Genomic DNA, 12,596 nt, shown 5'->3' on the forward strand with positions numbered 1-12,596 from the left:
ATTAGCGTCTTGTTTTCTTATCATCACTTGCATGACCTTTGTAAGTACGAGATGGCGCGAATTCACCAAGCTTGTGTCCTACCATGTCTTCAGTGACGTATACAGGTACATGTTTACGACCATCGTAAACTGCGATAGTGTGACCGATGAATGCTGGGAAGATCGTTGAGCGACGAGACCAAGTTTTAACAACTTGTTTGCCTTCAGTTTCGTTCAATTTTTCAACCTTATTCATTAAATGATCATCAACAAAAGGTCCTTTTTTTAAGCTGCGACCCATGTTTGAACCTCCCTTCGTGACTGATCTACGGCTCTTTTCAGGAACCGTAGTACAATCCCGTTATTTTTTGCGACGACGCACAATAAATTTATCAGATTTGTTGTTTTTCTTACGTGTCTTGTATCCAAGAGTAGGTTTACCCCATGGAGACATTGGTGATTTACGTCCGATTGGAGCGCGACCTTCACCACCACCGTGTGGGTGATCGTTAGGGTTCATAACAGAACCACGAACTGTTGGGCGTTTACCTAACCAACGAGAACGACCGGCTTTACCAATGTTGATAAGTTCGTGTTGTTCATTTCCAACTTGACCTATAGTAGCACGACAAGCAGAAAGAATCATACGAGTTTCACCAGAGTTCAAACGTACAAGTACATATTTACCTTCTTTACCAAGTACTTGAGCAGATGTACCAGCAGAACGAACTAACTGACCACCCTTACCTGGTTTAAGTTCAATATTGTGTACGATTGTACCAACTGGGATGTTGATAAGTGGTAATGCATTACCTACTTTGATATCTGCTTCTGGTCCAGACATTACTTCCATACCTACAACTAGTGTTTTAGGTGCAAGGATGTAACGTTTTTCTCCATCAGCGTAGTTGATTAGTGCAATATTAGCTGAGCGGTTTGGATCGTATTCGATCGTAGCAACGCGTCCAGGTATACCATCTTTTTCACGTTTGAAATCGATGATACGGTATTGGCGCTTATGGCCGCCACCTTGATGACGAACTGTTAACTTACCTTGGTTGTTACGGCCACCCTTTTTGTGTAGGGGTGCTAAAAGTGACTTTTCCGGAGAATCAGTCGTGATTTCAGCGAAATCAGAACTAGTCATGCCGCGACGACCATTAGAGGTAGGTTTATACTTTTTAATCGCCATGTTTTTCCCTCCTCTTCTTAATTAAAGAATTTTATACTTCAAAGAATTCGATTTCTTTACTGTCAGCAGTAAGCTTAACGATAGCTTTACGACGCTTGTTAGTGTAACCAGCGTGTTTACCCATGCGCTTGAACTTACCTTTGTAGTTCATGATGTTTACTTTATCTACTTTCACGTCAAAGATTGCTTGAACGGCGTCTTTTACTTGAGTTTTGTTAGCTCTAGTATCAACTTCGAAAGTATACTTTTTCTCAGACATAAGATCAGTTGAAGCCTCTGTAATTACGGGGCGCTTAATGATTTCACGTACATCCATTATGCGAGCACCTCCTCTACTTTTTCAACAGCTGATTTAGTCATCACTAGTTTGTCATGTCCTAATACATCCAGAACGCTAATTCCTTCTGCAGTGACAACAGTTACACCAGGGATGTTACGAGCTGAAAGTGCTACGTTTTCGTCAAGACCGTCAGTGATTACTAATGTTTTAGAATCAACAGAAAGACCTTTTAGAACGCTGGCAAATTCTTTTGTTTTAGGAGCATCGAATGATAATGCTTCTAATACTAAGATGTTTTCTTCTACCACTTTAGAAGATAATGCAGATTTAATCGCTAAGCGACGAACTTTCTTAGGAAGTTTGTAGCTGTAGCTGCGTGGAACTGGTCCAAATACAGTACCACCACCGCGCCATTGTGGAGAACGGATTGACCCTTGACGAGCACGACCTGTTCCTTTTTGACGCCAAGGCTTACGCCCACCGCCACGTACTTCAGAACGATTTTTTACTTTATGATTACCTTGACGTAAAGACGCTCTTTGCATCAATACTGCTTCAGTCATCACATGTGTGTTTGGTTCAATACCAAAAACAGTGTCATTAAGTTCGATATCACCAACTTTAGAACCGCTTTGGTTAAATAATGCTACTTTCGGCATTCTTGTTTCCTCCTTTCTTGAAAAGTTCTATTAGTTTGCTTTAATAGCTGACTTTACTTTGATCAGTTGTTTCTTAGGTCCAGGTACATTACCTTTGACTAAGATAAGGTTACGTTCAGCATCAACTTTTACAATTTCAAGGTTTTGAATTGTAATTTGCTCTCCGCCCATACGTCCAGGTAGTAATTTACCTTTGAATACACGGTTTGGATCAACAGGACCCATTGAACCGGGACGACGGTGGTAACGAGAACCATGGGACATAGGTCCGCGTGATTGGTTATGACGCTTGATAGCACCTTGGAAACCTTTACCTTTTGAAACTCCTGTTACATCTACGATTTCGCCTGCAGCGAAAATATCAACTTTGACTTCTTGACCAACTTCGTACTCTTCTACGTTTACACCGCGGATTTCACGGATGAAGCGCTTAGGAGCAGTTTCAGCTTTAGCAACGTGGCCTCTCTCTGGTTTGTTAGAAAGCTTTTCACGTTTGTCTTCAAAACCTACTTGGATAGCTTCGTAGCCATCAACGTCTGTAGATTTCTTTTGAAGTACCACGTTTTGAGCAGCCTCGATAACAGTTACAGGGATAAGATCACCGTTTTCAGCGAAAACTTGAGTCATACCAATCTTTCTTCCTAAGATTCCTTTGGTCATAAGTCACACCTCCTGATTATTATGGTTTTTATGAATTAAAGTTTGATTTCGATATCTACACCTGATGGTAAGTCTAAACGCATAAGCGCATCAACTGTTTGAGGTGTCGGATTTACAATGTCGATTAAGCGTTTATGAGTACGCATTTCGAATTGCTCACGAGAATCTTTGTATTTGTGCACAGCACGTAGGATTGTGTAAACAGACTTTTCAGTCGGTAGTGGGATCGGTCCTGAAACCGCCGCACCAGAACGTTTTGCTGTTTCAACAATTTTCTCAGCTGATTGATCAAGGATTCTGTGATCATAAGCCTTTAAACGGATACGAATCTTTTGTTTTGCCATTATTTTCCCTCCTTTATCGCCTATTTTTGAATAGACATTCTCCACAGAAATTTCCCACACACTCGCCATGGCAAAGCGGCCGTGTGTGTCAGCAACCTTCTGTTTCATCGCAGTCAAAGACCAACATTGTCTATTATAACTAAAACACCCAGAAGAAGCAAGGGTTTCTTGCAATTTCTTTATGTTTTGCACACTTTCTCTATTATACAAACGAACCGTTATATTTTCAAGGTTATGTGGTATTTTCACAATATTTAATATAACAACTTATTTTATGTACTATAGCATTTTGTGAAAGTAAATATTATTTGTATAAGAGCGACTGAATGTTGATTTCCACTGCAGGCAGCTCGCTTTCCGCGGGGCTGGCGGTGAGCCTCCTCGGGCTTCGCCCTGTGGGATCTCACCTGTCCAGCACTTCCCGCAGGAGTCGAGCTGCCTTCCGTTTCAATCAACAATGAGTTCAATAAGTTATTGCTATAGAGATGACATTTCCTAAGATCCGATTTGAAAGTTGAAAGCTTAAAGACAATCCTTATCTTTAATCATGTTTTATTTAGAATGGAGTTAGCACATTATATATAGAAGAAAGTCGCAAATATAATGATTCATCTATGAGGGAACTATCAATCTGTGTTCTTTAATCGATATAGAAATGGTCGGGTATTATAAAAAGCAATAAATACAAATTATGCAGTCTCTAGCTGTTGATTGGAGTGCAAGACGGAGACTCCTTCGGGAAAAGCGAAATGGGTGAGACCCCACAGGAGCGATAGCGACGAGGAGGCTCGCCTTTCGCCCGAGGAAAGCGGAGTCTTGCACGGAAATCAACAGCGGCGTACAAAAGTGATATTTTTTTGTACTTATAGAACCAGTCCAAATCTCTATGTCCAAGTCATTATCTTCCCACTCACAATAAATGCGCACAAAAAAACAGATGGACACGATGTCCATCTGTTTTCGATATCAATGATTACTCAGTGATTGTAGCTACTACTCCAGCACCTACAGTACGTCCACCCTCACGGATAGAGAACTTAGTACCTTCTTCGATAGCGATTGGAGCGATAAGCTCAACAGTCATTTCGATGTTATCGCCAGGCATAACCATTTCTACACCTTCAGGAAGGTTACAGATACCAGTTACGTCAGTTGTACGGAAGTAGAACTGTGGGCGGTAGTTAGTGAAGAATGGAGTGTGACGTCCACCTTCTTCTTTAGAAAGAACATAAACTTCTGCTTTGAACTTTGTGTGTGGAGTGATTGTACCTGGCTTAGCAAGTACTTGTCCACGTTGGATATCTTCACGAGCTACACCACGAAGTAGTGCACCGATGTTGTCTCCAGCTTCAGCATAGTCAAGAAGCTTACGGAACATTTCTACACCTGTTACAGTAGTAGATTTTGGTTCTTCAGAAAGACCGATGATGTCGATAGTGTCTCCAACTTTAACTTGTCCACGCTCAACACGACCAGTAGCAACTGTTCCACGACCTGTGATTGAGAATACGTCCTCAACAGGCATCATGAATGGCTTGTCAGTGTCACGCTCTGGAGTTGGAATGTAGCTATCTACAGCTTCCATAAGTTCGAAGATTTTCGCTTCCCACTCAGCATCTCCTTCAAGAGCTTTAAGAGCAGAACCTTTGATTACTGGTACGTCATCGCCAGGGAAATCGTACTCAGAAAGAAGGTCACGAACTTCCATTTCTACTAATTCAAGTAGTTCTTCGTCGTCTACCATGTCACATTTGTTCATGAATACAACTAGGTATGGAACACCTACTTGACGAGAAAGAAGGATGTGCTCACGAGTTTGTGGCATTGGGCCATCAGCAGCAGATACTACTAGGATCCCACCATCCATTTGTGCAGCACCAGTGATCATGTTCTTAACATAGTCAGCATGTCCTGGGCAGTCAACGTGTGCATAGTGACGAGTATCAGTTTCGTACTCAACGTGCGCAGTAGAGATTGTGATTCCACGTTCTCTTTCTTCTGGAGCACCGTCGATTTGGTCATAAGCCATTGCAGTTCCACGACCATACTTCTTGTGAAGTGTAGTTGTGATTGCAGCTGTTAGAGTTGTTTTACCATGGTCAACGTGACCGATTGTACCGATATTCGCATGTTGCTTGGAACGATCAAATTTTTCCTTACCCATTTGAAAATCCTCCTTTGATTTTAAAGAAAATAAGTATATTTTAGGTGCCTCAGAGACGGTTAAATAACCACCTCTGACACAACAATTGCTTACATTAGTATTTATACTTTATAAAAGCGAATAAATCAATTATTCACCTTTATTTTTTTTGATGATTTCTTCAGAAATCGACTTAGGTACTTCTTCGTAGTGATCGAAGTGCATGGAGTATGTTCCACGTCCTTGTGTGTTAGAACGTAATGAAGTTGCATATCCAAACATTTCAGATAGAGGTACGAACGCTTTAACGACTTGAGCGTTACCGCGTGCTTCCATACCTTCTACGCGTCCACGACGGGAAGTAACGTCACCCATGATATCTCCAAGGTATTCCTCAGGGATAACAACCTCTACTTTCATCATTGGCTCAAGGATGACCGGCTTACATTTAGAAGCAGCATTCTTAAGTGCCATTGATGCAGCGATTTTGAACGCCATCTCAGAGGAGTCGACGTCATGGTATGAACCATCGAATAATCTTGCTTTAACATCAACAAGTGGGAAACCAGCTAAGACACCATTTTCTAAAGCGTCAGATAGACCGGCTTGTACAGCAGGGATGTATTCACGAGGAACCACACCACCAACGATACCGTTCTCGAATTCGAATCCTTTACCTTCTTCGTTAGGTGAGAATTCGATCCAAACGTGTCCAAATTGTCCACGTCCACCAGATTGACGGGCGAACTTACCTTCAACTTTAGCCGTATCACGGAAAGTCTCACGGTAAGATACTTGAGGAGCACCTACGTTTGCTTCTACTTTGAATTCACGTCTCATACGGTCAACGATGATATCTAAGTGAAGCTCACCCATACCTGCGATGATAACTTGACCTGTTTCCTGGTCAGTATGCGCGCGGAATGTTGGATCTTCCTCTTGAAGTTTTTGAAGAGCAGTCGTCATTTTATCTTGGTCAGCCTTTGATTTAGGCTCAACGGATAGAGAGATAACCGGCTCTGGGAATACCATGGATTCTAAGATAACAAGGCTCTTTTCATCACATAGTGTATCTCCAGTACTAGTATCTTTCAGACCAACTGCTGCCGCAATGTCCCCAGCGTAAACAGTGGAGATCTCTTCACGGGAGTTAGCGTGCATTTGCAGGATACGTCCTACACGTTCACGTTTACCTTTAGAAGAGTTTCTTACGTATGAACCAGAATCTAATGTTCCTGAGTACACACGGAAGAAAGTTAATTTACCAACATAAGGGTCAGTTGCAACTTTGAACGCTAATGCAGAGAATGGAGCATCGTCAGCAGATGGACGAGTTACTTCTTCTTCTGTATCAGGTACAAAACCTTTGATATCTTCAACATCTGTTGGTGCTGGAAGATAATCGATAACTGAGTCAATTAGTAATTGAACCCCTTTGTTTTTGAAGGCAGATCCACAGACTACCGGATAGAACTCAACAGTTAGAGTCGCTGTACGGATAGCTGCTTTAAGCTCATCATTTGTAAGCTCTTCACCTTCTAAGTACTTCATCATAAGCTCTTCATCAAGTTCAGATACAGCTTCAATAAGTTTTCCACGGTATTCTTCAGCTTGATCTTTGTACTCTTCAGGAATGTCACGAGCTTCTGCACGAGTTCCAAGGTCATCTTCATAGAAATATGCTTTCATTTCTACTAAGTCGATGATTCCTTCGAAGTCATCCTCAGCACCGATTGGAAGCTGAATAGGATGTGCATTAGCTTGTAGACGCTCATGTAGTGTACCTACAGAGTAAAGGAAGTCAGCACCGATTTTGTCCATTTTGTTAACGAACACTACACGGGGAACCCCGTAAGTAGTTGCTTGGCGCCATACAGTTTCAGTTTGAGGCTCAACACCAGATTGAGCATCAAGTACTGCTACTGCACCATCAAGTACACGCAGGGAACGTTCAACTTCAACAGTGAAGTCTACGTGACCCGGTGTATCGATGATGTTGATACGATGGCCTTTCCATTGAGCTGTTGTCGCAGCAGAAGTGATAGTGATACCACGTTCTTGCTCTTGCTCCATCCAGTCCATTTGAGAAGCACCTTCGTGAGTTTCTCCAATTTTATGGATACGACCTGTATAAAATAGGATACGCTCAGTTGCAGTTGTTTTACCGGCATCGATGTGAGCCATGATACCGATATTACGAGTGTTTTCTAAGGAGAACTCTCTAGGCATGCGGTCTTTCTCCTTCCTTATAAAAGAATGATTTGTTTGATTAAGGTCAGATTACCAACGATAGTGAGCAAACGCTTTGTTCGCTTCAGCCATCTTGTGTGTATCTTCACGCTTCTTGACAGAAGCTCCAGTGTTGTTAGCTGCATCAAGGATTTCGTTAGCTAAACGCTCTTCCATTGTCTTCTCACCGCGAAGACGAGAGTAGTTTACTAACCAACGAAGACCTAATGTAGTACGACGCTCTGGACGCACCTCTACAGGTACTTGATAGTTTGAACCACCTACACGACGAGCTTTAACTTCCAATACCGGCATGATATTTTTCAAAGCTGCATCGAATACTTCCATTGCATCTTTACCTGAACGCTCGCTAATGATATCAAACGCTGCGTATAATTTCTTTTGAGCTTTACCTCTTTTACCGTCAATCATGATTTTGTTGATTAAACGAGTAACTAATTTAGAATTGTACATTGGATCAGGTAAAACGTCTCTTTTTGCTACAGGACCTTTACGTGGCATGTGATTTCCTCCTTTCAACGAGAAATGAATTTATAGTAGTTTTATTATTTTTTAGCTGCTTTAGGGCGCTTAGTTCCGTATTTAGAACGTCCTTGCATACGGCCGTCAACTCCAGCTGTATCAAGCGCACCACGTACGATGTGATAACGTACTCCCGGTAAATCCTTTACACGTCCTCCACGGATAAGAACAACACTGTGCTCTTGAAGGTTGTGTCCGATACCAGGGATGTAAGCAGTAACCTCGATTCCATTTGTCAAACGAACACGTGCATATTTACGTAGCGCCGAGTTCGGTTTCTTTGGAGTCATTGTACCAACACGAGTACATACACCACGTTTTTGTGGAGAAGACAAGTTCGTGTGCACCTTCTTAAAGCTGTTATAACCTTTGTTAAGAGCTGGTGACTTTGATTTAGTTGATTTTGACTGACGAGGCTTGCGAACTAATTGGTTAATAGTTGGCATTTTGTTTTCCTCCCTTCTTATTTGGTAAGCCCACACATCCAGGTGGTTCTTTTTTGGGTAAAAGTAAAGTTTTTGTAGATCGCTTCTACAAAAACTATTTTACTGTATAATCGCAACAGCTGCTGCTCCAACATCTATTCCGCACGATTTACCAAGTTTCTTCATCGAATCCACTTTGTTAACCGGTACATTAAGATCGATCGCGGCCTGAACTACTTTTGCTGTAACCTTAGGATCAGCATCCTCCGCAATTACAACTTCGAGTACATGACCTGTTTTTAGAGCTTTCACTGCTTGCTTTGTTCCTACAATAATTTCTTTAGCCTGCGCTACTTTTTCATAAGACATTTCATATCCTCCAAAGTAACAGGTTATTAATAGGAGCAACCTTGAATATATTATCATCTTAAAATCTCTATGTCAACAAAGATTTAAAAGATTTATAAAAGCTAACTCTTAGAGCTGATGTTTGAGCAATCAAACCCGCCTAAGAGTTAGCCTAAATAGATTACTCTACTGTTACTGTTTCTTCACTAGTATCTTCTGCTAAAACCGGTTCTGCTTTACGGTAACGTTGCATACCTGTTCCTGCCGGAACCAGTTTACCGATGATAACATTTTCTTTCAATCCTAGTAACTCATCACGTTTTCCTTTGATCGCAGCGTCCGTTAACACACGAGTTGTTTCCTGGAATGATGCTGCGGATAAGAAGGAATCTGTTTCAAGTGAAGCTTTGGTGATCCCGAGCAGTACAGGACGTCCTGTTGCCGGAAGCTTACCGCCGAACAATGCTTTCTCGTTCGCATCTCTGAATTGGTGGATATCCATAAGAGTACCCGGAAGCACTTCAGATTCACCAGCATCGATGACGCGGACTTTACGTAACATTTGACGGACCATGACTTCAACGTGTTTGTCGCCGATTTCAACCCCTTGCATACGATATACCTTTTGTACTTCGCGAAGCAAGTATTCTTGAACGGCAGACACATCACGGACTTTAAGAAGTTCTTTCGGATCGATCGAACCTTCAGTGATTTCCTGACCGCGTGCGACCTTATCGTTTACAGCGAACTTCAAGCGAGCTGTGTAAGGAGCTGTGTAACTTCTCGTTTCCACATCACCTTGTACGGTAATTTCGTACTGACGATCTTTTCCTTCACTGATGGATGTGATCACACCATCGATTTCAGAGATGACAGCTTGACCTTTAGGGTTACGCGCCTCGAAGATTTCTTGGATACGCGGTAAACCTTGAGTGATATCGTCTCCTGCAACCCCACCAGTATGGAACGTACGCATCGTTAACTGAGTACCCGGTTCCCCGATGGATTGAGCAGCGATGATACCGACAGCTTCCCCGACTTCGACTTTTTGACCTGTCGCAAGGTTCGTTCCGTAACATTTTTCACACACACCGTGTCTTGTGTTACATGTGAAGGCAGAACGGATCGAAACATGTTCGACGCCAGCATCAATGATCGTCTTAGCCAAGTCTTCTGTGATCAGCTGATTTTCTGTAATGATGATTTCATCTGTCTCAGGGTGACGTAATGTCTTACGGGAGTAACGACCGAGTAAACGTTCTTCAAGAGGTTCGATGATTTCCGTACCCTCTTTAATGGAGCCTACAAGTAAGCCTCTGTCCGTTCCACAGTCTTCCTCACGAACGATAACGTCCTGTGCAACGTCAACCAGTCGACGCGTCAGGTAACCTGAGTCAGCTGTTTTCAGTGCTGTATCGGCAAGACCTTTACGGGCACCATGGGTAGAGATGAAGTATTCAAGAACCGTCAGACCTTCACGGAAACTTGATTTGATCGGTAACTCGATGATACGACCAGCCGGGTTGGCCATCAGTCCACGCATACCGGCAAGCTGAGTGAAGTTTGATGCGTTACCACGGGCACCTGAGTCACTCATCATGAAGATCGGGTTGCGTTTATCCAATGTTGCCATTAACTTACCTTGAATCGTATCTTTCGCAGCACTCCAGATGGAGATAACACGATCGTATCTTTCATCTTCTGTAATGAGACCACGTTTGAATTGTTTCAATACGTTATCTACTTTACTTTGCGCTTCGATCAAGATCTCTTCTTTTTCCGCTAGTACGACGATATCTGCGATACCAACCGTAATACCGGCTTTTGTAGAATATTTGAATCCAAGGTCCTTCATCTTATCAAGCATACGAGACGTTTCCGTGATGGCGAACTTCTTGAACACTTCCGCGATGATATTCCCTAAGAAACCTTTTTTGAATGGGTTGATTAACTCACGGCTTTGGAATACTTCCTTTACGTCCGTTGACGGATCAACAAAGTAGTTCTCAGGAGTCGCAACTTCCAAGTTCGTTCTTGTTGGTTCGTTGATGAACGGGAATGTATCAGGCAAGATCTCGTTGAAGATTACTTTACCTACCGTTGTTAATAATAATTGTTTGTTTTGCTTCTCGGTGAACGTTTTGTTGTTGATGGTGCTTGCATGGATTGCAATACGGGTATGCAAGTGTACATAACCATTTTGATATGCAAGGATGACTTCATTCGCATCATTGAAGATCATACCTTCACCAACAGCATTTTCACGTTCAAGTGTAAGGTAATAGTTACCTAATACCATATCCTGGGACGGTGTAACAACCGGTTTACCGTCTTTCGGATTTAGGATGTTTTGGGCAGCAAGCATCAGCATGCGCGCTTCAGCTTGAGCTTCAGAAGATAGCGGTACGTGAACCGCCATTTGGTCACCATCAAAATCCGCATTGTATGCTGTACATACAAGTGGGTGAAGACGGATCGCTCTACCTTCGACAAGCGTTGGTTCAAATGCTTGAATACCAAGTCTGTGAAGTGTAGGTGCACGGTTTAACAGTACCGGATGTTCTTTGATGACGCCTTCTAATACATCCCATACTTCCGGCTGGACGCGTTCAATCTTGCGCTTGGCACTCTTGATGTTATGGGCCAATCCTTTTTCAACGAGTTCTTTCATAACGAATGGTTTGAATAACTCAAGAGCCATTTCTTTAGGAAGACCACATTGGTACATCTTAAGGTTAGGTCCAACAACGATTACAGAACGGCCGGAGTAGTCAACACGTTTACCAAGAAGGTTCTGACGGAAACGACCTTGCTTCCCTTTAAGCATATGTGAAAGGGATTTTAATGGACGGTTACCCGGTCCAGTAACTGGACGGCCACGACGACCATTATCAATTAAAGCATCAACCGCTTCTTGTAGCATACGCTTCTCATTTTGAACGATGATGCTTGGGGCACCAAGGTCCAATAAACGCTTAAGACGGTTATTACGGTTAATAACGCGACGATATAAATCATTTAAGTCAGAAGTCGCAAAGCGTCCACCGTCAAGTTGAACCATCGGGCGAAGCTCTGGAGGAATGACAGGAAGGACATCAAGGATCATCCAGTCCGGATCATTCCCTGAGTTTCTGAAAGATTCCACTACTTCCAATCGTTTGATTGCACGGGTACGGCGTTGACCTTGAGCTGTTTTCAGTTCTTCCTTCAAGAAATCAGCTTCTTTATCCAGGTCAATATCCTGCAGAAGCTTTTTAATTGCTTCCGCTCCCATTGCAGCTTGGAATTTCACTCCGTACTTCTCACGATATGCACGGTACTCTTTTTCAGAAAGAAGTTGCTTTCTTTCAAGAGCCGTGTCGCCTGGTTCTGTTACAACATAGGAAGCGAAATAGATGACTTCTTCCAAAGCACGCGGGGACATGTCTAACACAAGACCCATACGGCTTGGGATTCCTTTGAAGTACCAGATGTGAGAAACAGGTGCGGCAAGTTCAATGTGACCCATACGTTCACGACGAACTTTAGCTTTTGTTACTTCGACACCACAGCGGTCACAAACGACGCCTTTATAACGGACACGCTTGTATTTACCACAGTGACATTCCCAGTCCTTCGTAGGACCGAAAATACGTTCACAGAACAAACCATCTTTTTCTGGTTTTAACGTACGATAGTTAATCGTTTCGGGCTTTTTAACTTCCCCGAAAGACCATGAACGGATCTTATCGGGGGAAGCTAAACCAATTTTCATATACTCAAAATTATTTACATCTAGCAAGGGGCCTACCTCC

12 protein-coding genes are annotated in these 12,596 nt (G+C 42.6%); all 12 read right to left on the minus strand.

Features of this window, described 5'->3' with window-relative positions; all coding sequences use genetic code 11:
- Position 1: 1 nt before the first annotated feature.
- The gene (gene rpsS, locus V8G47_RS16965; protein WP_060674120.1) at positions 2-280 is read right to left on the minus strand and encodes a 30S ribosomal protein S19; all 279 of its coding nucleotides are present in this window, start codon (positions 278-280) and stop codon (positions 2-4) included.
- Between the two features lie 60 nt (positions 281-340).
- On the minus strand, positions 341-1,171 hold the full coding sequence (rplB, locus tag V8G47_RS16970; protein WP_060674122.1) for a 50S ribosomal protein L2: 831 nt from the start codon (positions 1,169-1,171) through the stop codon (positions 341-343).
- A gap of 31 nt (positions 1,172-1,202) precedes the next feature.
- A complete protein-coding gene (gene rplW, locus V8G47_RS16975; RefSeq protein WP_034765982.1) occupies positions 1,203-1,487 on the minus strand; it encodes a 50S ribosomal protein L23 in 285 nt (94 codons plus the stop codon).
- Positions 1,487-2,110: a 50S ribosomal protein L4 gene (rplD, locus tag V8G47_RS16980; RefSeq protein ID WP_034765984.1), complete on the minus strand. Its 624-nt coding sequence runs from the start codon at positions 2,108-2,110 to the stop codon at positions 1,487-1,489. The genes rplW and rplD overlap by 1 nt, the downstream gene beginning before the upstream one ends.
- A 30-nt stretch (positions 2,111-2,140) precedes the next feature.
- Positions 2,141-2,770: a 50S ribosomal protein L3 gene (rplC, locus tag V8G47_RS16985; RefSeq protein WP_060674124.1), complete on the minus strand. Its 630-nt coding sequence runs from the start codon at positions 2,768-2,770 to the stop codon at positions 2,141-2,143.
- 35 nt (positions 2,771-2,805) lie between these two features.
- Entirely contained in the window at positions 2,806-3,114 is a 309-nt protein-coding gene (rpsJ, locus tag V8G47_RS16990; RefSeq protein ID WP_007085291.1) for a 30S ribosomal protein S10, read from the minus strand.
- A gap of 973 nt (positions 3,115-4,087) precedes the next feature.
- Positions 4,088-5,278 carry an elongation factor Tu gene (gene tuf / locus V8G47_RS16995; RefSeq protein ID WP_034765989.1) on the minus strand — a complete coding sequence of 397 codons (1,191 nt, stop codon included), beginning with the start codon at positions 5,276-5,278 and terminating at the stop codon, positions 4,088-4,090.
- 129 nt (positions 5,279-5,407) lie between these two features.
- The gene (gene fusA, locus V8G47_RS17000; protein WP_336201158.1) at positions 5,408-7,486 is read right to left on the minus strand and encodes an elongation factor G; all 2,079 of its coding nucleotides are present in this window, start codon (positions 7,484-7,486) and stop codon (positions 5,408-5,410) included.
- A gap of 51 nt (positions 7,487-7,537) precedes the next feature.
- Positions 7,538-8,008 carry a 30S ribosomal protein S7 gene (gene rpsG / locus V8G47_RS17005; protein ID WP_034765993.1) on the minus strand — a complete coding sequence of 157 codons (471 nt, stop codon included), beginning with the start codon at positions 8,006-8,008 and terminating at the stop codon, positions 7,538-7,540.
- A gap of 44 nt (positions 8,009-8,052) precedes the next feature.
- Positions 8,053-8,475 carry a 30S ribosomal protein S12 gene (gene rpsL, locus V8G47_RS17010; protein WP_034765995.1) on the minus strand — a complete coding sequence of 141 codons (423 nt, stop codon included), beginning with the start codon at positions 8,473-8,475 and terminating at the stop codon, positions 8,053-8,055.
- Positions 8,476-8,574: 99 nt separating this feature from the next.
- Positions 8,575-8,823: a 50S ribosomal protein L7ae-like protein gene (locus V8G47_RS17015; RefSeq protein WP_034765997.1), complete on the minus strand. Its 249-nt coding sequence runs from the start codon at positions 8,821-8,823 to the stop codon at positions 8,575-8,577.
- Between the two features lie 160 nt (positions 8,824-8,983).
- Positions 8,984-12,583, minus strand: coding sequence for a DNA-directed RNA polymerase subunit beta' (rpoC, locus tag V8G47_RS17020; protein WP_034765999.1), 3,600 nt, complete (start codon positions 12,581-12,583; stop codon positions 8,984-8,986).
- Positions 12,584-12,596 lie beyond the last annotated feature (13 nt).

It is taken from the genome of Rossellomorea sp. LJF3 (assembly GCF_037046045.1).
Classification (GTDB): Bacteria; Bacillota; Bacilli; order Bacillales; family Bacillaceae_B; genus Rossellomorea.

What these genes read in the sequence shown, in the direction of transcription:
- rpsS (WP_060674120.1), bottom strand. Translation starts at nt 280, where the DNA reads ATGGGTCGCAGCTTAAAAAAAGGACCTTTTGTTGATGATCATTTAATG.
- rplC (WP_060674124.1), bottom strand. Translation starts at nt 2,770, where the DNA reads ATGACCAAAGGAATCTTAGGAAGAAAGATTGGTATGACTCAAGTTTTC.
- rpsL (WP_034765995.1), bottom strand. Translation starts at nt 8,475, where the DNA reads ATGCCAACTATTAACCAATTAGTTCGCAAGCCTCGTCAGTCAAAATCA.
- rplD (WP_034765984.1), bottom strand. Translation starts at nt 2,110, where the DNA reads ATGCCGAAAGTAGCATTATTTAACCAAAGCGGTTCTAAAGTTGGTGAT.
- rplW (WP_034765982.1), bottom strand. Translation starts at nt 1,487, where the DNA reads ATGGATGTACGTGAAATCATTAAGCGCCCCGTAATTACAGAGGCTTCA.
- V8G47_RS17015 (WP_034765997.1), bottom strand. Translation starts at nt 8,823, where the DNA reads ATGTCTTATGAAAAAGTAGCGCAGGCTAAAGAAATTATTGTAGGAACA.
- rpsJ (WP_007085291.1), bottom strand. Translation starts at nt 3,114, where the DNA reads ATGGCAAAACAAAAGATTCGTATCCGTTTAAAGGCTTATGATCACAGA.
- rplB (WP_060674122.1), bottom strand. Translation starts at nt 1,171, where the DNA reads ATGGCGATTAAAAAGTATAAACCTACCTCTAATGGTCGTCGCGGCATG.
- tuf (WP_034765989.1), bottom strand. Translation starts at nt 5,278, where the DNA reads ATGGGTAAGGAAAAATTTGATCGTTCCAAGCAACATGCGAATATCGGT.
- rpsG (WP_034765993.1), bottom strand. Translation starts at nt 8,008, where the DNA reads ATGCCACGTAAAGGTCCTGTAGCAAAAAGAGACGTTTTACCTGATCCA.
- fusA (WP_336201158.1), bottom strand. Translation starts at nt 7,486, where the DNA reads ATGCCTAGAGAGTTCTCCTTAGAAAACACTCGTAATATCGGTATCATG.